Source organism: Salinimicrobium sp. CAU 1759 (assembly GCF_054482715.1).
In genome coordinates this window covers 111589-132291 of the sequence record NZ_JBTLRK010000001.1, presented here as the reverse complement: position 1 = coordinate 132291, position 20703 = coordinate 111589, and the positions used below count along the sequence as shown (strand labels likewise).

The window sequence follows — 20703 nt, the reverse complement described above, 5'->3', positions numbered from 1 at the left end:
GTGACCTGTCGTAACTTTTACTCCTTTACACTAACTTTTGCTCCGTTGAACAATTTCCCGTCTGCCGAAACTATATAGGCCTCATCAGGGTTGAGTCCGCTAAGAACTTCTACACGGTCTCCGTAAGTCCTTCCCAGTCTTAACCATCTCAGCATCGCTGTATTCTGCTGACTCACGGTGTAAACCCCTTTCAGGTCACCGCGGGTAACGATAGCTTCTGTAGGGATCATTACCGCTTCCGCAGTGCTTTCCTGCTTCTCTACCGGAAATCTCACCGTAGCATACATCCCCGATTTCAAATCAGCTTCAGTATCTTCAAGAGCTACTTTTACTAAATATTGTCCGCCGGTGTTACTGGCCGATGTACTTACTTCGGCAACAGTTCCCGGAACAATCTCATCAACAGATTTTACGATCACATCGACATTGGTGCCGGTTTCAATCTTGGAAATACTTGATTCCGGAACTCTCGCAGTTACCTCAAAATTCCCTGGTGCCTCAATGGCTAAAAGCGGCTGACCCGGATTGGCCATGGTACCTTCCTCGGCAAATTTGTTAGTGATCACTCCGCTAAAGGGAGCGCGAATATTTACATAAGCGAACTGTGAATTCACCTCATTTCTCATTTGTTTGGCTGCTTCCAGTCTGGCCTGCGCCATCTCGAAACGGGCGGTCTGGTCGTCCATCTCTTTTTGAGAAGCCGACTGCTCTTCGAAAAGTGCTTTGAAACGTTCGTAATCTTTTTTAGCGTTGTTAAAAGCGGCTTCAGCTTCGGTGATTCCCGCGTTTACCTGGGCGCGTTTTGCCTGTAGGTCGCTGTTATTGATGGAAACCAATAGCTGGCCTTTATTCACTTTGTCTCCCACGTTCACGTGGATATCATCTATAAAGCCCATCATACGGGTGCTAAGGGTGGCGCTGTTCACAGCTTCGATCTTTCCACTGGCAGTGAGAAATCTATCTCCCGCCCCCGATGGTGTTTCCACCTGCACGGGTACTACGGGACCTTCATTCACCGCCTGTTTTTTATCATCGCTCCCACAGCTCGTCGCGAATAATCCCAGGGAAGCTAATGCTATTGTGTATATTGTTTTTTTCATCTCTTTTGGTTCAGGGTTTAAAGTTTAATGTTCAAGGTTTTTTCGGTTGTCGGTTTTCGGTTGTCGGTTTTCGGTTGTCGGTTGTCGGTTGTCGGTTGTCTGTTCTCGGTTATCGGTTGTCGGTTGTCGGTTTTCGGTTGTCGGTTTTCGGTTGTCGGTTCTCAGTTGTCGGTTTTTTAATGAACCCGCAACTCGTAACCCGCAACAACTCATAACTCACAACTGACAACTCACAACTCACACCTGTCATTTTTCACTACTCTCCGTTAAAAACTCCACATACGCTACTGCATAATTATATTCATACACCGTCTGATAATACTCCAGTTGTTTTTCAGAAAACTGAGTCTCGGCTCCTAATAGATCTGTGGTTTTTTCGAGGCCTTGCTCATAGCGATTGTTGCGAATTCGCAGGGCTTCTTTGGATTGCTCCAGGGCCAGCCTGGTAAGGTTCAGTTTGTTCTCTGCATCCTTTAATGCACGGGTAGCGCGGTTTAGTTCCAGCTGACTCTGGTGCACGTGTTGTTCCAGTTCCAGTTCTGCCTGCTTGAATTCGGCTTTAGATTGCTGGGTTTTTCCGAAGCGTTTGCTTCCGTCAAAAAGGTCCCAAGTCAGGGCGACTCCGGCAATGTATCCATTAGCGTCTCCCTGGAAGATCTCGTCATCATAAAGCTCATAGCTTCCAAAGGCATTAAGGCGTGGCAAAAATGACATTTTTGAGGCGGTATACATTTTCTTGCGCGCCTCGGTTGCCAGCTCCATGGCCTGAATATCGGCACGGTCGCCTGGGAGGGCAGGAGTGGTAATTATATTCATTTCCACACTTAAGGAATCTTTAGGCAGCAGCACTACGTCAGGAGATTCACCCATAAGGAACATGAGGTAATCGCTCGCGTTCTGCACATTGCTCCTGGCGTATTGTAACTGGTTGTTCACCTCGGTCACTCGAACTTCCACCGCCAGCACATCAGATCGCTGCAGGTATCCCTGATTAAAATTGTTCTCGGCCAGTCTCAGGTTGGCCTCCGCTGTTTCCAGCGCCTGCTCCAGCACGGCTACCGCTTTGTGAGCCAGCTGCAACTGCATATAGGCTTTTTCGGTTTCGAGTTTCATGGCGTCCCCGGTGCGCACGTTCTTTAACTCGGTAGCCTGCATCTTGTTCTTCGCAGCGCCGCGCTCCCAGAAGCCGTCCAGGTTTATAAGCGGCTGCTGAACTTCCACCTTGGTAGCGAAATTGTCGATACGGTCGGGGTTATTGAGTCGTGCCGGATCGAAATCATTTTGGGTGACGCTCTCCTGGTTCAGTTTGGAACCAAAGGCCATAAGGGGATTATTAGTGGTCATCCCGGTATGGGAGACGCTTATGTTGGGTAAAAAGACCGCGTTGGTCTGCCGGTACTGCGCACGGGCTGCCAGGAACTCCTGTTGGGAGATCTTTAGCTGACTGTTATTCTCCTGTACTCTTTGCAGCACTTCCTCTTTTCCAATGGATACTGTTTCCTGGGCTTGTAAAAGGAAGCCGAAAAACAGCACGGGAATAAAGAATAAGGTTCTTGTTCTCTTCATCTCTTTAATTTTTTGATGAAGCAAAAGTACCTTTAGAGTATGCAGTGGTCAGTAACTTTTGTTACCTACGGGTGTAGCATTTGTTACAGAAGAAGTGGGAAATGAAATTTTTTTGGAGGGTGATTTAAAAAAGTAGATTGCGGGCTATTCAGGTCGAATGAAAACAGAGCCGGTTAAGTAAAGAACCAGTAATCGGCGACTGGTCTCTTGCTCCAGGAAGCTAGTCTTTCTTTTATCTCTGTTTTTCCTTCCGGAGATGCTACTACGATCATTATCTGAGGATCTTTTAAAGTCAAGACCTCTTCATAATGCTTTAACTGAACTCCATAGATATCCTTGCCTATCTTTCTGCGATTGTCACATACCCAGTGGAACTCATCATCATATGACTGTAAAAGTTTGGCCATGTCCTTACCATTCTTGCCTGCTCCCCACAGTACCAAAGGTCTTGAGCGATCTCTGTCAAGCTTCTGGAAAAAGCGCAGCTTGAGATCAAAATAGCGGTTATCCTCATATTCTTCCCAGGTGCGCGAGATCCTGTTCGATCGATCCCTCCAGTAATGCAGGATGCGATCTATTCCAACAACATTAAGACCCAATTCATAGAACCGGAAACACAGGTCATAATCTTCGGGATAAACCACGGGATCAAAAGCTCCAGCTGCATCGAGATCCTCTTTGTGAAGGAGCCAGCAATGGGAGGGGATCACGCACTCTCTATAGATCTCCCGGTAATGGGTGTTGGTTCGGGCAACTTGATTCAGCCAGTTTTCATATTTAATGAATCCTTCCCCAACCTCTCCCTCATCTACAAAATGCTCTGTTCCTCCCGCGATCACAGTTCCTTTTCCATTTTTAAGCCATTCGTCTACCAGTACTGTCAGCTTGTAGGGAGGCATCTTATCATCGGAATCCATCCTGTTGATCAGGCTGCCTTCAACCTCCCGGTATCCTCTTTGCAGCGTAGGGATCAACCTGGGTTTGTCACTATTGAAAATCCGAATTCGGGAGTCCTTCGCAGCATATTCTTTTAAGATCTGCGGACTTTTATCTTCGGAATGATCATTTACTGCGATAAGTTCCCAATTATCATAGGTTTGTGCTATTATAGAATCCAGACATGCGCGTAAGTAGGGAGCAGTATCTTTTACTGCCATTATTATACTAACAAGGGGCTTGTTGGTCATTGAGCTGAGAAGTTTTTACGGGTGCAGACGATGTTTTGTACTTTAAACATCTGTTGTGGGCATCCGAATCTTTCTAGAGGAAACAAAGATGATTATTTCCTGTCAAAAATGCCATTTTTAATTGGTCTCATGAGAGATTTGAAAATGTGGGGTAAGTTGGGAGACGGTAGTCAATAGTTAGTAGTTGAGATTTGACTTCGATTAAGCTGCGCTTTCTAAGTTGCGAAAAAGCTCCATCGAAATGACATTTTCAGGAAATCATAAATCGCAGTCATAAACCCGCCGGAGCTGTTTAATGGAGGAGGGGCAAATTTCAATGGTTAATAAGTGATTAGAGATTGAGGAAAGGTTGTTCTGCGAAAGTCTGCGTGATTGCGGGAAAAGAGGTGGTCAGTGCTCAGTGATCAGAAAAAATCGGAAAAATGTAAAGCAGTAATTTCTTTATGAAGCCGTGGCTTTTTTCCAATCAACAATGATCAATAAACAATTGGCAGAGTTCCTTTGCAACCTTAGCGGTTGAACTTTGCGGTCTTTGAGCGAAACTTGACCTAAACCAACAAAAAACCCGCCCTTTAAAAAAAGCGAGTTTTTACTATAAAATTAATTAACGCTATCTTCTTTCCATAGCCTGAACATCAGCTGGCAGGCCGCTTAGTTCAGGTTCAAAGATCCATAGTTCAGACTGCATTCCATCTGTGGTTTCACCCCATTCTTTCATAAATGCTTCCCAGCTATTCGCACCATAGAGCTCTTCATAGGCCTTCACGAACTTAGACTCTTGACCCATCCAGGCCATATCATCAAAGAAAAAGACTATGGAAAGGTCGCGGCCATCTTTGGTCGAAGACATTTCATTCGTATAGACGCCATAGGTCATATCGGGTAATTTTTCTTTCATCACTCTGGCCACTTTTTCCATTGAGGCCATTACCCCTTCATTCTTAAATCGCTTGACATCATAAGTATCCAATAATAATTTATCCACTTTAAAATCTTTCGGGAAATTTGAAAGCTGATTGTGGAAACGCCAGTAAGATTGATCGGAATCTGTTGTTATGTATTGAACTACATTATTGACCCAGTCGTCATCATGCGCCTTATCTTCAGGTCTTTCATCCATGGCACTCCAGGGCAGGGGGCCCATAACCCACATGTACTTTCCAACATTGGGTCCGCTGGAAATATAGTAGACCCTGGCACCATAAGGATCTGAAGCGTGAAATCTTTTGTTGTGTGCCGCCATACCCTCTTCAAATTTCGTGATCTTGTCGGGCTGTGGGGTGAGAATGGCATTTTCAAACACCACATATTGCTGATTGTTTTGCTCGGGGTTTTGGGCCAGTACCATTAGAGGAATTAAGAATAACCAATACACTACTTTTTTCATGACTTATGTAATTAAGATTTCAAAAACTAAAAACTAAAGGGGAGTACCAGTGAGGGAAGAAGTGGTAATTTAGGAATAAAAATCTGATTAACAGGTGTTTGTGTTAAAAAAAGTTCAGGTTTTAGTTAAGGATTCTGTCAAGTCAATAGACTGTAGACGGTAATGTCTTTAAAAAGTAAAGAATGGTCAATTAGTGATTGGTTAATTTTGGGAGTGGTTATCGGCGAGAATGGAGAAATTTGTTTTCCTCCAAGCTGAGCTTTCTCAGTCACAAAACTCTTTCAACGACAATATATTCCAGAATTGAAGCACCATATTTCAAAATGAGAATAAAATCTTCGTCTTTTTAATATTTGACTTTGCGGCCTTTGCATGAGATTGGTTGGTCGCAAGGGCCTGTCGATAGCGGTCCGACTGCTAAAATTAGTAGTATTCGAACTTTGTTTGCCATTTTCCACATTAATTTTAGCACTTCTCCTCCCATTCTTGTTTAAAAAGTGAAAAAGTCTTCTATTTACTAGCAAAATGTTAAGACGTTCATGTTCCAGGTTTTTATAGATTTTAAAAATATTGATGATTTTATTCCAAATCTGGCGAGGGAGTTAGATGAAGAGTATCAAGAAACTTTTGCTGAATTTTCTCTTTCTTTTCCTGCTACAAGAGGGGACGGCTTAATAAAAGGCATGCAATTTCCTAACGGTATAGCCTTATACCATTTTTCCTGCACCTTTAAAGAGGACACAGAGATCTCTACAAAGCATCTGGTCATTAACCCCATTAGGATAGTTCATTGTCTTGAAGGCAATGTCACCAGCTCTGTTACCGGTAAAACTCATACACTACACCCACACCAATATATCATAGTATCACCAAAAGCAGATGAATATCATACGCTGCATTTTGAAAAGAAGGTAAAATACCAGTTTTCCTTTCTCGAAATTAATAGAAGTGCATATGTGAAGAGCCTGCCATACGAGATCAATAATACAGATCCACTTTTCTATAACCTGTTCCACAATTCAAATATCCTCGACGGGCAGCTTTTGCCTTCAAGTTTTAGCATTTCAACATCAGAGGCTATAAAAGATATCCGGGATTGCAATTTGTATGGTCTCCCACGGACCAATTTTTTGGGTGGTAAGGCGCTCGAAATGCTTTCCAATACGCTAAAGACCTATCAGGAAGACGTAATTCACGACAGGCGCAAAGGTCTTACCGAACTGGAATATAAACTGGTGAGTTCGGTAGCCGATGAGATCAACAACAACATTGGAGAAAAGAAAAATAACAATGAACTGGCAACAATGGTGGGGATGAATGTGAATAAGCTGCAAAAGTGTTTTCAGCAGGTTTATGGCAAAACCCTCAATGAATACGTGCGGGATGTCCGTCTTTCGCGGGCCCTGGATATGCTGCAATCTAAAGAGCACAATATTAACGAGGTAGTATATGCCGTTGGACTAAATAGTCACAGTTATTTCTCCCGTCTTTTCAAAGAGAAATATGGAATTTCTCCCAGGGACTTGCTCATAACTGAGAATAAAGCCGAAAATACTGTCAAAAGTGACAGTATTTAGTTAATAAGGCTAAAGAATAATTCCGGAAATCTACATTTTTGACCCTTAACTGTTAGTGAGATAAAATGGAGCTTTTCCTTTGTGTCTGGGCCGTGTTAACTGTATTGTGTGCAATTCTTTATTTTCTTGAAAAGAGGAAGTAAGTTAAAGACTCCAGGAGCTTCTAAGGTTCTTTTTAGAGGGAATTATATTTCGTTTGCTGTTAAAGAATTGTCCAGGAGTAAAGGCTTATCTTGAAAGGGCTAAGGTCTGTTCCAGGACAGAATTTGATTTCTTCCTGCTCTCAACCCACTCTTTTTGCCCCGCGCCTTAATAAGGATTTTCGACTTGTATTCCTCTTAATTCCTTAATTTGAACCTGTAATTCTCAAGTAAAACTCATGAACATTAGAAAGGTCCTTTTCTACTTCATTATCTTGATTAGTAGCGTCGTCATAATTGCCAGCCTGCTTTCGCTCATCTATGACTTGCCCTACTGGTATTCAAAAGTGCTGGATTTCCCGAGGCTGCAGTACTGGATACTTGCTATAATTTGCCTGGTGATCTTTACTTTACTTACCAAGAAATGGAAATGGCTGGCCATCCTCCTTATTTCGGGTTTAGTTGCGGCTATAGCAATACAATCGGTCAGAATATTTCCCTATTGGTTTGGCAGTAAAACGGTTCCGGACGCACTTGAAGGTTATTCAGAAGAAAATACGGTCAGTATTTTACTTTCCAATGTCCTAATTGACAACCGGGATTCTGCTAAGATCATTAAAGCTGTGAAAAATGCTGATCCCGACATATTTGTGGCAATGGAAGTGGATCAAAGATGGCTGGATGAGCTTCTTGTGCTGAAGAAGGATTTTCCATATTACATGGAACAGCCTAATGATGAGGCTTATGGAATGGCTTTATATTCTAAACTTCCGCTGAAGGAAAGAGAAATAAAATATCTTAAACACGAAAATGTACCGTCTTTTCATGCAAAGGTGGAGTTAGCTTCAGGCAAAGAGTTCATGCTCCATGCTGTTCACCCGGTGGCCCCGATGCCAAGTCATAAGTACCCCGACAATGTAGGAGAAGCCGAGGTTTCGCTATTAAAAGTTGGAGATTTTGTTGCAAATGAGGAAATCCCTTCCATAGTAGCAGGAGATTTTAACGATGTATCCTGGTCTCAAACTGCCAGGCTTTTTGGGCAATCTGGTAGTTTAGAAAATGTGCGGATAGGCCGCGGACTTTTCAATACTTTTGATGCAACTTCCATGATAATGAGATGGCCTCTTGATCATTTCTTTGTAACAGAAGAATTTTATCTTTCAGACCTTAGGAGATTAGGGAACATAGGGTCTGATCACTTTCCACTTTATGCCAAATTTGTACTGCCAGATTAGGAGAACCTTTAAAATAGAAGATGTAGCCTCCTGAAGAAAAAACTCTCCCCGTTGCCTTTTTGGCTCCTGCCAAAAGAAATGGAATTCCGGTAGGGCTGATGGCAATCATATTTTAAACTTTAATCCTGCTTTTAATTTGCAAGGAATTCAGTTTAAAAAATCCTCTCATGGGAAAAGTTAAGAATAGGTGGTTAATTGCCGCATCTGCTGTAGGTATTCATATTTCTATTGGTTCGGTCTATGCCTGGAGTGTTTACACCAAGCCTTTAATTGAAAAGTTTGGTTGGGAGTTGGCCGATACCCAGTTCACTTTTAGTCTTGCAATTTTCTTTCTGGGGATCTCTGCTGCCTTTTTGGGGCATTACCTCGAGAAAAAAGGGCCCCGAAAATCGGGTTTACTGGCTGCTATCTTCTTCGGAGTAGGGATTGCCGGGTCGGGACTGGTCATTTTTTTAGAGTCTATCTATTTGCTCTACATATTCTATGGGATCTTTGGAGGTATAGGTTTGGGGCTTGGCTACATCACTCCGGTCTCGACTCTTATAAAATGGTTTCCCGATAAACGTGGCCTCGCAACAGGTCTTGCCATCATGGGCTTTGGTTTTGCAGCGCTTATTAGTAGTCCGGTAATGGTTTATCTTATTTCGGCCGTAGGCATTGCTAATACTTTCTTCATCATGGGGAGCATATATTTTGTGATCATATTTTTCTCGTCCCTGTACCTTGCGCCACCGCCAAAAGGCTGGGTGCCTGAAGGTTTTAAAGATTCAGAAGCTAACGCTAAGAAAAAAGTAAAGGAAGACCTTTCACAGCTAACAGCCAATGAAGCTGTTAAAACCAAACGTTTCTGGTATTTGTGGCTTATGCTTTTTATCAATATTTCCTGCGGAATCGCTATTATTTCAGTTGCTTCTCCAATGGCCCAGGAATATGCAGGAATGACAGTAGTGGCAGCAGCTACTATGGTGGGGATCATGGGACTGTTCAATGGGGCAGGCCGAATTGGATGGGCCAGTTTTTCAGATTATATTGGAAGGCCGGCAATGTATACCATCTTTTTTGCCATACAGATCATAGCTTTCTTCCTGTTGCCAACGGTCACCAATGCGCTCGTATTCCAGGGGCTAATATTTGTGATCCTGTCCTGTTACGGTGGGGGTTTTGCGACCATACCCGCTTATATTGGAGATATGTTTGGAACTAAGCAATTAGGTGCCATCCATGGCTACATGTTGACTGCGTGGGCGGCAGCGGGTATGGCAGGACCGTTATTTGCTGCATGGACAAGAACAATATCTGATAATTACAATGTTACTCTCTACTTTTTTGCGGGTATGCTTGTGGTTGCTCTTGTATTTTCCCTGTTGATTCGGCTGGATATAAAAAGGCTAAGAGAACTTAAAACGGAAAAGATCCCAACACCCGAAGCAGTTACTCCTGTACTGGAGACTGTAGAGGGTTAATTATATAATCAATAATCTTGCGTCAATTATGGAGCGGGAAACCGCTCCATACCTTTTAATTTCTCTTCAGAACATCTCTTCGCTCGTCTTTTGAAGATTACTTATTAATGAGCTTAAATAAGAAAATTATCAACTAAAACGATTGAAGTTCCAATGGCAGGTGAACAATTTTAAATCCTGATAATTGTCATGTTTTATACTGGTTTTGTGACGGTAATTTGCATTAAAATAAAGTGAAGAGGTAAAGTCAAATGCTTAACCAGGTCTCTTCAGAAAATGTAAATGTCATGCTAAAATTATCTCAGGAAGTACTCGAGTTCCGTGAAGGAACCTGGAACAGGAAGATCGATGTCAGGGATTTTGTGATCCTAAATGTGACCCCTTATTACGGTGATGATTCATTTCTTGTCGGTGCTACAGAAAGAACAAAGGAATTGTGGCAAATCTGTTTAATGGCCATGAAAGAGGAGCGAGTAAGAAATGGCTGCAGGGCTATAGATACCGAGGCCATTTCCAGTATTACCAGTCATGGTCCCGGATATATCAATAAAAATCTTGAGGTAATTGTGGGTCTGCAGACCGATGAGCTTTTAAAAAGAGCCATGAAACCCTTTGGGGGAATTCGTGTCGTGGAAGGGGCAGTGGCCGAAAAAGGTCAGCAGGTAGCGCAGCGTGTTAAAGATGTCTTTTCTTATACAAAGGACCACAACAACGCTGTGTTTGCTGCCTACGATGATGAGATAAGAAATTATCGTTCTCAGGGGATCCTTACCGGCTTGCCCGACAATTATGCCCGCGGAAGGATCATTGGTGATTACCGCCGCCTTGCCCTTTATGGAATTGACCGCCTTATTGAAGCTAAGGAAGAGGACAAACGACTTGTAGATGGTGAGATGACCGAGCACAAGATCCGTCTTAGAGAAGAGATCACAGACCAGATAGTTGCTCTAAAGGATATCAAAACAATGGGTGAAACGTACGGACTGGATCTTGGCAGGCCGGCACAGAATGCCCGGGAAGCCGTACAGTGGGTTTACATGGCCTATCTTGCAGCTGTTAAAGAGCAGGATGGTGCAGCCATGTCTTTGGGAAATGTGTCTTCTTTCCTTGATATTTACATTGAAAGGGATCTTGATGCAAATCTAATTACCGAAGAACAGGCACAGGAATATATCGATCAATTCGTGATGAAACTGAGAATGGTGCGTCACCTTCGACCTGAAGCTTATGATGAGATCTTTGGAGGTGATCCTACCTGGGTAACCGAAGCTATTGGTGGTCAATTTGAAGATGGAAGAACCAAAGTGACAAAAACCTCTTTCAGGTTCCTGCAAACTCTTTACAACCTGGGAGCTTCTCCCGAACCAAACCTTACAGTACTTTGGTCACAGGACCTGCCGGAAGGATTTAAAAAGTTCTGTTCTCAGGTTTCTATAGATACATCATCTATACAGTATGAGAATGATGACCTGATGAGACTTGTTAGAGGTTCTGATGATTACGGGATTGCATGTTGTGTCTCCTACCAGGAAATTGGCAAGAGAATTCAGTTTTTTGGAGCCCGTGTAAACCTTCCAAAGACCCTTTTAATGGCAATTAATGAAGGCCGGGAGGAGAACTCAGGTCAGACTATACTTGAAGATATTCCTGCTTCACAAAATGAATATCTCGATTATGAGGAGGTGATGTCTCAGTTTAAAAAAGCGATGACACAGGTAGGCAGGGTCTACTCCAAGACCATGAATATCATCCACTACATGCATGATAAATATTACTACGAAAAGGCACAAATGGCTTTCATAGATTCCGATCCCGGAATTGATATGGCCTACGGTGCTGCCGGAATCTCTATCATTGCCGATTCCCTTTCTGCTATTAAGTATGGAAAGGTAAAACCTGTTCGCAATGAAGAAGGGTTAACCGTTGATTTCAAAGTGGAGGGAGAATACCCGAAGTTTGGGAACGACGATGAAAGAGTAGACAGTATCGCCCGCGAGATCACCCGTTTCTTTTCAGAAGAACTGGCAAAATACAAGTGCTACAAAAATGCAGTTTCCACGCTTTCCCTGCTTACCATTACCTCCAATGTGATGTACGGTAAAAAGACCGGCGCCACTCCCGACGGAAGAAAAGCAGGGGAAGCATTTGCTCCCGGTGCCAACCCTATGCACGGCAGGGATGAACATGGAGCCATTGCTTCCATGAACTCTGTGGCCAAACTGGATTACCGCGATGCTCAGGATGGGATCTCCAATACCTTCTCTATTGTTCCTAAATCATTGGGTAGCGACAGAGAAGTGCAGACCGAGAACCTTACCGGTTTACTGGATGCTTATTTCGCACTCAACGGGCACCACCTTAACGTGAACGTGCTAAACCGCGAAACTTTGATGGATGCTTATGAGCACCCCGAGAATTATCCGCAGTTGACCATCCGGGTGTCTGGATATGCAGTGAATTTTATAAGACTGTCAAAAGCGCACCAACTGGAAGTGATCGCGAGGACCTTCCATGACAGAATGTAGTTTAAGTGTTGTTTTGGAGGCATCAGGTATCTCATTTTTTCTTATTTGGGACTACCTGATGCTTTTTTTAGAATTTTTAAAGAAAAAGTAAAGGCATGATCAAAGATGGTTTACTAGTTCAACAGGAAGTACGACAACTTAATGCCGAAGCTTCAGAAGAAATTAGGATACACTCCATTGAATCCTTCGGAACACATGACGGTCCCGGAATTAGAATGGTGGTATTTGTACAGGGTTGCCAGTTCCGCTGCCTGTACTGTGCCAATCCCGATACTATGGACGTGAAGGGAGGGCATTTTGTGGAGCTTGATGAGCTGGTGAACAGGGCGGTAAAGCAGAAACCGTATTTCCGGAAAAATGGGGGAGTAACGGTTTCCGGAGGCGAACCATTGTTGCAGCGATCTATTCTGAAAAAACTTTTTGATCGGCTGCACAAGGAGAATATTCACACTGTGCTCGATTCTAATGGGCGGCTTATAGACCAACAGGCTAAGGACCTGCTTGACGTTACCGACCTTCTAATGCTGGACGTGAAACACTTCAATAACGAATGGCATAAAAAACTCACCGGATTATCAAACACGAACACCTTTAAAGTAGCCGAATACCGGGAGTCAACAGGCAAACCAATGTGGTTAAGGTATGTACTGGTGCCGGGATGGAGTGACCAGGAAGAGTACCTGCATGAACTTGGGCAACATTTCGAGAACTATAAGAACATAGAGCGAATCGAGATCCTGCCATATCACCGCCTGGGGGTGCATAAATGGGATGCTCTTGGAATGGAATACAAGCTGAAAAATGTGCCGCCACCCGATGCTCGAAAACTTGAAAATACGGCTTCGATCTTTAGGAACTACTTCCGGGATGTGAGGGTGAATTAAATCAAGAGATCTTGAAAGGTAAAGGATCTACTTTACCTTTTCGATCATTTTTCCCGTGAGGAAACCATCAAGCAACTCTGCAGCAATGAGCTTTCCTGAAGGATCTCTCAAAAACCTGATGGCCGAATCCCTCTGTTCCATGAAAAATTGATTTTGAGACTGAGGTTTTAAATGCACTTTTTGAGGCCCCATCTGTACTAAGGGCTATCCTGCCATGAAAAGAAGCGAAAAAACAGCAAGGGCAATGCCTATGGAAATCAAAGTAGGTTTGACCCAGCTTTTCTTTTCATATTCGATCTCACTGCCCAGATACTTGTTCCAAAAGAATTCATTGAGAATTGCTGCTCCAATCACGTTTGCTATAACATTTAGAGAGGGGGAAAGATTGAAAGCTGTCATAATTATCGCTGTTGCAATAATATATCCAATTGCGAACAAAAGTACCCATGCTGCAGCAGCCTGTTTTTCCAGCCTCCGCAAGTTTGAAATCAAAAGGGCAGCAGCAAAAATTGTGGAGAAGAGAATGGAAAAGCTTAAAATAAGCCTCTTAGAGTAGAGTTTAGGCAGCTCTTGTTCAAGTTGGGCTACAATATTTGTATCAGATTCCTGAGTATTGAATTCCATTTTGGGTGCAGTTTATATGTGCGGCAAAAATAGCAAAAATGAGAGCTTTTTTTGTTGATTTCGAGTAATCTGCTGTAGTTGGTTCAAAAATTTCCTAAATTTAAAAACCTCCCTACAGATGAAAATCCTCAAATGAAAAAGATCCTGGCTATAACTCTTCTTGTGCTCCTTCTCGCAGGGGGAGTCATTGTTTATATTTATTACCCGCGGCTCAACCTTATAACAGGCTTTGCCGCCAAAAATATGTGCTCTTGTGTCTATGAAGCAGGCCGAGATCCCGAATCTGTTGCCGCGCAAGACAACAACTTTGAACCGGTCCACCTCAGTGAATTTGAGTTGCAAAGGGAGAAAAAAGCTGCATCTTCAACTGTTTTTGGGTTAAAAGAACGAATAGCTGTACATAATAAAGGCTTTGGATGTATTCTCTTGCCCGAAGGGACTGACAGAGGTGACCTACCGCCGGAAAAACCTCAGCGTGTGCAGCCACCTCTGGCTTCACCTTATCCCTACGGAAACAGAAAACCTCTGGATACGATCTTCACTGAAGTAGATTATGACCAACTGGAATTAGCTCTCAAAAATGCCTTTTTTGAGGAACATGAAACAAGAGCCGTAGTGGTACTGTATAAGGGGCATCTTTTGGCTGAAGCATATGCGCCGGGCTTTGATAGAAATACAAAGCTTTTAGGCTGGTCAATGACCAAGAGTATTACCAGCGCCATTCTTGGGATCCTGGAGAAAAAGGGCCGTATTGCTCTTGAGCAGGATGACCTCTTTGAGGAATGGAAGGGGGACCCGAGAATTCAAATTACGGTTAGTAACCTGCTGCATATGAACAGCGGACTCAAATGGGAAGAGGATTACACCAAAATTTCTGATGTTACTAAAATGCTTTTTCTCTCAGAGGATATGTCCCGGGTGCAATTGACTAAGCCACTGGTGGGGGAGCCCGGGGTGTTGTGGAATTATTCTTCGGGAACTTCTAATCTGCTTTCGGGATTTATCAGGGATGAATTTTCTACTTATCAGGAGTATCTGGATTTTTGGTATAGGGAGCTAATTGATAAGATCGGGATGTATTCAATGACCCTGGAAACAGATCTCGCCGGAAATTATGTCGGTTCCTCGTATGCCTGGGCTACGCCGCGAGACTGGGCGAAATTCGGGCAGCTGTATCTCAACCGGGGCAAATGGAATGGAGAGCAGATCATTGATGAAGATTGGATCGATTATACGGTGCAACCCGTAGCGGGTTCTGAAGGACAATACGGAGCTCATTTCTGGCTCAATGCAGAAGGCTTCTATCCGGATATTCCTCGGGATCTGTTCTCGGCCAATGGTTTCCAGGGACAGCATGTTTTTATCATTCCTTCCAAAAACCTTGTTGTTGTTCGCTTCGGACTTAAAGAGCACCCCGATTTCGATGTTAATGTCTTTCTAAGGGAAATTGTTGCTGCGGTAGAGTAGTATTTCCATCTCCTTTAAAGAACGAAACTTTTTAAAGATCTTTAAATGAAGGTTAATTAGTCCTTCTTCAGCTATGCTAAAATTCTGCTAAAACATGCCTTCCCTTAAAATTTGATTAAGTTTCCCACGTTTGTAAAACAATGATATTAAATCCGGAAATATGAAAACTCTAAAGCTTTTAAGTATACTTGTATTAGGCCTGCTTACCTTTTCTTCCTGCTCAGGTGATGACAATGGGGGAGAGACAGGTACAGAGGTAGATCTTAATCTTACCGCATCCCGATCTGATAATCATGTTAATACCGCTGCTTTGCCGCAGGCAATACTCGATTATATAACTACTAATTATCCGAATAACACGATCAGGAAAGCCGAAATTGAAGATAATAATAATTACGAGGTAGAACTTAATGACGAAACCGAATTGGTTTTTGATCAACAGGGGAATTTCCTTGGGATCGACGACGATGGAGATGATGATTTCGGGGATGAAGATATTGCAGTTAGCGATCTTCCTGCCGCTATACGAGAATTTGTAAATACTCATTTTCCGGGGGCCAGTATTGAGGAAGCCGAAAGAGAGAACAATGGGAATTTTGAGATCGAACTGTCCAATGATGTGGAACTTATTTTTGATGCCGACGGTAATTTCCTGGGGCGTGCAGAAGATGATGATAATGATGACAGCGATGACGAAGACATTGCGGTTGATGATCTTCCCCAGGCAGTGAGAGATTATATTGCTGCCAATTACCCGGATAATAGCATTATAGAAGCCGAAAGGGAAGATGATGGTGGTTACGAGGTTACCTTGAACAATGGAGTTGAACTGGAATTTGATGCTGAAGGTAATTTCTTAAAAGCTGAAGATCACAATGGAGATGACGACGATGACGACGATGATGATGATAGCAGTGATGACTAAACAAAACCCGAATTAAAGGAAGAAGCTGCAGATATTCTGCGGCTTTTTTTGAGGAGGATATTTTCTGAAAAGCCAACAGCTGTAAAACGGAATGTGATATTTCTATTCTTTTGAATAAAGTCTTGATCTCCTGAATTCTTAAAACCAATCGGTCCCGGATCTTCTACTGATTTAAAGCTTCCCTTGATTACTCACACCTTATCTTTTCCTCCAGCACCAGATGTTGAGCGGCGGCCGTGAATTCCTTCTGCATAATATGGTTTGTCCAGTCCACTAAAAGGGAGTCCATTTCAAGCTGGGTAGCATCTAAGGATGCAGATAGGCCGTTTTCCCAAAGTATGCGGAAAGAAAGAACTCCATATTTTTCCATAATGTACTTTATAAAACTTCCCGCCTGCAGATGTGGTTCTGCTTTAGAAAAATCGAAATCCAGCTCCAGTTCGGTAAAGTCAAGGAGCTTGTTTTCCAGTGCCATTTTTGCGGCCCAGGCATGCAGGTCTTCACCCGCGCAATCTCCGCCAGTATAAACAGCCACACCTTCACTTAACCAGGAGGCTGCAGGATCGCCCCAGCTGCGCCAGGAGTACAGGTGACCCAGCTCGTGCTGTAAAGGAGGATCTATATCTTCATTTTTGAGATAGAAAATGCCATTTTCTTCAACCACTGCTCTTCCACCTGAAGCCATTCCGAATAACCCCGACACTTGGTCGCTGTTTTCGAGAAAGATCAATCGTGGTGGTTTTTCCTGTTTCACCACCTGTAAACGCTCCATAACCAGCTGCCGGGCTGTTTCAGTCTTTTTTGCTAATTCCGGTAATCTTTCGGCTGCATAGGAACCTTCAGGAGCATATAAGCTGAAGTTTTCTGATTTATGAATAATCCAGTTGATCTCATTGCATGAAAGAGTAGAAGAGATCAATCCTTCATCTTCAGTTTTTCCGCAGTTAATGAAGAATACCGGAAGAAGAAGAAAAAGATAGCTAAAATATGCCCTTTTTGAGATCTTAGTTTTTGTCATCTCTTACCGGATAAAGTGGTCAGTACTTTTTGAAGTTCCTCTGGCCTCTGCGTACCCAGACAAAATTTCCTGCCGTCTTTTAGTTCTACTGCAAGACCTTTACTGCCTTTTATATTATAGACAGTGCCATAACGTGTGAATAGACGAATGCGCCAACCACCTACGAAACCATAGTCGATCACTCTGGCAGAAGTTATTTCTCGCCAGCTGTGGTCTTTCTTTACGAAAGGAAAAAAGCGATAGTGGACCCCGCTATCATCCACCCTGGTGATGAGTCTCATGGACAAAAAGAGCAGGCTAATTGCTACGAGAATAATGGGTCCTAAATTGGCCTGTATGTAAAAAAGGATCACACCGGCGACAAGCAACGACAGCCATAACCACCACTGCGTAAACTTCTGGACTTCTTTGAAATAGGCCTGGCTCATCAGCTAAAGCTATAAAAAACATTTCCAAATGAAGCTTTTTTACCTCCGCGACTTAATATTTCTTTCGGTTAGCATAGTTGACCAGCGACAACATTACCGGAACCTCTACCAGAACACCTACCACACATACCAGCGCTGCCGGACTTTGCAGGCCGAAAAGACCTATTGCTACCGCGACAGAAAGTTCGAAAAAATTACTAGCGCCTATCATAGCTGCAGGAGCACAGACCTGATGTTGCAGGTTCAGCTTTTTTCCTGAGAACCAGGTGATAAAAAATATAAAATACGTCTGGATAATGAGCGGAATCGCTATAAGAACAATTATAAAAGGATTGTTGAGGATATTTTCTCCCTGGAATGCAAAGAGTAGGATGAGAGTAAGAAGTAAAGCAATTATACTAACCGGCTTGAACTTGGGTAGAAATTCTCCTGTGAACCATTCGCTCCCTCTTGACCTAACAAGAAGTTTACTGGTGAGAATCCCGGCAACCAAAGGAATAACAACATAAATAAGTATGCTGAGGATTAGCGTTTCGTAAGGCACTACAACATCTGTAATTCCCAGCAGCAGCCCTACGATAGGAACAAAGGCAAAAAGGATGATGAGGTCGTTCACCGAGACCTGCATAAGGGTATAATTTGGATCACCATCTGTGAGATAGGACCATACAAAGACCATTGCAGTACAGGGCGCAGCACCAAGAATAATGGCTCCTGCAATATACTCCCCGGCCATGGAAGGATCGATGAAGGCGGCAAATATCTTGGTGAAAAAGATCCATGCAAAAAACGCCATGGTAAAAGGTTTTACCAGCCAGTTCATGACCACGGTGAGGACAATTCCTTTCGGCCTGCGGCCAATTTTCTTTATACTCGTATAATCTATCTGCAGCATCATGGGATAGATCATCATCCAGATGAGGACAGCAATTGGAATGTTGACCTTGTAGATCTCCCAGCTACTCACTATTTGAATAGCATCTCCGGCAAGATTTCCAATTAAAATTCCGGCGGCTATACATAGAATAACCCAAAGACTCAGGTATTTTTCAAAAAACGCGATTCGTTTCTGTTCGGGCATGAGAACTAGTTTTAAATTTCAATTACTTTCCGCTTCGGAGGTTAGCGGCGTAGGCATTGGGCAGCCGACTCTCCTCTACAGCTTTTGCAGCTTTTTCAATGTCGTATTCAAATCGGATAAATTCAGTATGGATTCCGTTTTTATCTCCCATTGTGGATGTCTTATTTATTTCCAGGATCACATAACACCCTCGCGGATCACCGTCCTTAGGCTTTCCTATAGAACCAAGATTAATTGCGTGCCGGTAATGAGGCTCCTGTTCAGTTCCTGAATTCAGGATGCGGTGATAAGGTTTATGAGTATGCCCAAAGCACAAGATATCGGCATCGGCATCTTCCAATATTCGTAGCAGGCTTTTTTCCGCCCTATCTTCAAATAGATATTCATTGACCCTTCGGGGACTACCGTGGACCATCAGGAGATTGATTTTCTCATCATTAAGCTGAAGATCTACTTTGAAATGTGCCGGAAGATTTCTGAGATAGGCGCGATTGTCTTCGGAAATAAGATCATTGGTGAGGGAGATAGAAACTGCACCATTGGCTTTTTCTTCTTCAGTTTTATAAGCGCAGCCACATTCGTTGCTGTTTCTTCCAATCCCGAAGTCATAATTGCCGGCAATGGTAGGGATTCTTCTTTTCCTGATCTGTTCTACGACCTCATTAGGCCAGATATTATAACCTACCAGGTCTCCAAGGCAGTAAACTGCATCTACTTCTCTGCTATCCAGATCTTCAAAAAAGGCTTCCAGCGCAGGTAAGTTGGAGTGTATATCACTGAAAAGAGCTATGGTCATGATAAATTGTATAGCATTAGCAACATTCTGACTTCAACTCAATATCCTGATCGAGAAAAGAGATCAAAAGTTTCTTTAAGGAGGCCCATTTCTTCTGGTCAATACAATAGCACACACTGGTTCCTTCCACATTACCTTTTATAAGCCCGATGCTTTTTAGCTCTTTAAGGTGCTGAGATATGGTGGGTTGTGCCAATCCTATTTTATCGACCAGGTCTCCACAAATACAAGTTTGACTGTCAATTATGTGCTGTAGAATAGAAATCCTGGCAGGATGTCCCAGCACCTTGGCCAAAGCCGCTATGCTGTTCTCTTTTTCAGAAAAGATCTCTGATTTTGTAATTCCCATAAAGTTGCTATTTATTCAATGCAATATTACAATAAAAGGTGTGGCTGGTCAAGTGTTTTATTGAAGGAGGAGGGTATTAATTTTTTCTTAGAAAATTTTCTTTTTTTGGCTTTAGTAGTACCTTCAGCTACTTAACCAACTTTATTATGGAAATTTTTCTTGAAGTAGATACCTGGGTCGCGCTGCTTACCTTAACCTTCATGGAGATCGTGCTGGGGATCGACAACATTATCTTCATCTCTATTGTAGCAGGTAAACTCCCTAAAGAACAACAAAACAAGGCCCGTCTTGGGGGACTTGGTCTTGCACTAATCATGAGGATTGCACTGTTGTTCAGTATTACCTGGCTCATTGGACTTACCGAACCTGTTTTTTCTATGTTTGGGTTTGACTTTAGCTGGAGAGATATTATTCTGGCAGCCGGAGGGATTTTTCTTCTCTTGAAGTCCATAATGGAGATCCACTCCAAAGTAGAAGGGGACGAGCATGAACACGAGCTTAAGAAAATAACCTCTTTTGGATATGCTATTTTTCAAATAGTGATGCTGGATATCATCTTCTCCTTTGATTCTATACTTACAGCAATAGGATTAACTGACGAACTTTTACTTATGATCATAGCCGTAATAGTTTCGATTATAGTCATGATGATCTTTGCTAAAGCCATTGGTGAGTTTGTGAATAAATATCCAACTATTCAAATATTGGCACTATCCTTCCTTATCCTTATCGGTTTTATGTTGGTGATGGAAGCTCTGCAATACCACGTTCCTAAAGGGTATATTTATTTTGCTGTTTTCTTCTCCTTGAGTATTGAAATGCTAAACATAAGGTTTAGAAGCAAGCAGAAAAAAGTAGGCGTTTAAGCCATTAATCGGACGCCATTGTTTTTTATCGATTTTATAGTTGGATATGCTTTAAACCTTTGTTAACTTGGATCTTGAAATAAAA

18 protein-coding genes are annotated in these 20703 nt (G+C 42.8%); 8 read left to right on the top strand and 10 right to left on the bottom strand.

What is annotated here, in order from left to right:
- Positions 1-17: 17 nt before the first annotated feature.
- The 4 genes from ACXYMT_RS00555 to ACXYMT_RS00540 all read right to left on the bottom strand — a co-directional run bounded on the left by ACXYMT_RS00555 (position 18) and on the right by ACXYMT_RS00540 (position 5240).
- Positions 18-1100, bottom strand: coding sequence for an efflux RND transporter periplasmic adaptor subunit (locus ACXYMT_RS00555; protein WP_459057150.1), 1083 nt, complete (start codon positions 1098-1100; stop codon positions 18-20).
- A 246-nt stretch (positions 1101-1346) separates the two neighbouring features.
- On the bottom strand, positions 1347-2666 hold the full coding sequence (locus ACXYMT_RS00550; RefSeq protein WP_459057149.1) for a TolC family protein: 1320 nt from the start codon (positions 2664-2666) through the stop codon (positions 1347-1349).
- Positions 2667-2839: 173 nt separating this feature from the next.
- On the bottom strand, positions 2840-3853 hold the full coding sequence (locus ACXYMT_RS00545; RefSeq protein WP_459057148.1) for a glycosyltransferase family 2 protein: 1014 nt from the start codon (positions 3851-3853) through the stop codon (positions 2840-2842).
- Positions 3854-4463: 610 nt separating this feature from the next.
- On the bottom strand, positions 4464-5240 hold the full coding sequence (locus ACXYMT_RS00540; protein ID WP_459057147.1) for a hypothetical protein: 777 nt from the start codon (positions 5238-5240) through the stop codon (positions 4464-4466).
- A gap of 539 nt (positions 5241-5779) precedes the next feature.
- On the opposite strand from ACXYMT_RS00540, the gene ACXYMT_RS00535 reads away from it, so the two are divergent.
- The 5 genes from ACXYMT_RS00535 (at position 5780) to pflA (ending at position 13064) form a co-directional block, all read left to right on the top strand.
- Positions 5780-6817 carry a helix-turn-helix domain-containing protein gene (locus ACXYMT_RS00535; protein ID WP_459057146.1) on the top strand — a complete coding sequence of 346 codons (1038 nt, stop codon included), beginning with the start codon at positions 5780-5782 and terminating at the stop codon, positions 6815-6817.
- Positions 6818-7196: 379 nt separating this feature from the next.
- Positions 7197-8192, top strand: a complete 996-nt coding sequence (locus ACXYMT_RS00530; RefSeq protein ID WP_459057145.1) for an endonuclease/exonuclease/phosphatase family protein — start codon at positions 7197-7199, stop codon at positions 8190-8192.
- Positions 8193-8359: 167 nt separating this feature from the next.
- Positions 8360-9655, top strand: a complete 1296-nt coding sequence (locus ACXYMT_RS00525) for an L-lactate MFS transporter (RefSeq protein WP_459057144.1) — start codon at positions 8360-8362, stop codon at positions 9653-9655.
- A 287-nt stretch (positions 9656-9942) separates the two neighbouring features.
- Positions 9943-12180 carry a formate C-acetyltransferase gene (gene pflB / locus ACXYMT_RS00520; RefSeq protein ID WP_459057143.1) on the top strand — a complete coding sequence of 746 codons (2238 nt, stop codon included), beginning with the start codon at positions 9943-9945 and terminating at the stop codon, positions 12178-12180.
- A gap of 95 nt (positions 12181-12275) precedes the next feature.
- Positions 12276-13064 (top strand): pyruvate formate-lyase-activating protein, encoded by a 789-nt coding sequence (pflA, locus tag ACXYMT_RS00515; RefSeq protein WP_459057142.1) that lies wholly within the window; start codon positions 12276-12278, stop codon positions 13062-13064.
- Positions 13065-13268: 204 nt separating this feature from the next.
- Here the strand turns inward: pflA and ACXYMT_RS00510 are convergent, their stop codons facing one another.
- On the bottom strand, positions 13269-13688 hold the full coding sequence (locus tag ACXYMT_RS00510; protein ID WP_459057141.1) for a hypothetical protein: 420 nt from the start codon (positions 13686-13688) through the stop codon (positions 13269-13271).
- 132 nt (positions 13689-13820) lie between these two features.
- Here ACXYMT_RS00510 and ACXYMT_RS00505 point away from each other — a divergent pair, with 132 nt between their 5' ends.
- Positions 13821-15155: a serine hydrolase domain-containing protein gene (locus ACXYMT_RS00505; RefSeq protein ID WP_459057140.1), complete on the top strand. Its 1335-nt coding sequence runs from the start codon at positions 13821-13823 to the stop codon at positions 15153-15155.
- A gap of 160 nt (positions 15156-15315) precedes the next feature.
- The gene (locus ACXYMT_RS00500) at positions 15316-16080 is read left to right on the top strand and encodes a PepSY-like domain-containing protein (RefSeq protein ID WP_459057139.1); all 765 of its coding nucleotides are present in this window, start codon (positions 15316-15318) and stop codon (positions 16078-16080) included.
- Positions 16081-16267: 187 nt separating this feature from the next.
- On the opposite strand, the gene ACXYMT_RS00495 is transcribed toward ACXYMT_RS00500, so the two are convergent.
- The 5 genes from ACXYMT_RS00495 to ACXYMT_RS00475 are packed head-to-tail and all read right to left on the bottom strand — an operon-like array spanning position 16268 to position 19752.
- The gene (locus ACXYMT_RS00495) at positions 16268-17098 is read right to left on the bottom strand and encodes a hypothetical protein (protein ID WP_459057138.1); all 831 of its coding nucleotides are present in this window, start codon (positions 17096-17098) and stop codon (positions 16268-16270) included.
- Positions 17095-17526 carry a hypothetical protein gene (locus ACXYMT_RS00490; RefSeq protein WP_459057137.1) on the bottom strand — a complete coding sequence of 144 codons (432 nt, stop codon included), beginning with the start codon at positions 17524-17526 and terminating at the stop codon, positions 17095-17097. Before ACXYMT_RS00490 ends, ACXYMT_RS00495 begins: the two co-directional genes overlap by 4 nt.
- 52 nt (positions 17527-17578) lie before the next feature.
- Entirely contained in the window at positions 17579-18607 is a 1029-nt protein-coding gene (gene arsB / locus ACXYMT_RS00485; protein WP_459057136.1) for an ACR3 family arsenite efflux transporter, read from the bottom strand.
- A 22-nt stretch (positions 18608-18629) separates the two neighbouring features.
- The gene (locus ACXYMT_RS00480) at positions 18630-19403 is read right to left on the bottom strand and encodes a metallophosphoesterase family protein (RefSeq protein ID WP_459057135.1); all 774 of its coding nucleotides are present in this window, start codon (positions 19401-19403) and stop codon (positions 18630-18632) included.
- Positions 19404-19419: 16 nt separating this feature from the next.
- Positions 19420-19752 (bottom strand): ArsR/SmtB family transcription factor, encoded by a 333-nt coding sequence (locus ACXYMT_RS00475; RefSeq protein WP_459057134.1) that lies wholly within the window; start codon positions 19750-19752, stop codon positions 19420-19422.
- Between the two features lie 146 nt (positions 19753-19898).
- Here ACXYMT_RS00475 and ACXYMT_RS00470 point away from each other — a divergent pair, with 146 nt between their 5' ends.
- On the top strand, positions 19899-20618 hold the full coding sequence (locus tag ACXYMT_RS00470; protein ID WP_459057133.1) for a TerC family protein: 720 nt from the start codon (positions 19899-19901) through the stop codon (positions 20616-20618).
- The last annotated feature ends 85 nt before the right edge of the window (positions 20619-20703 follow it).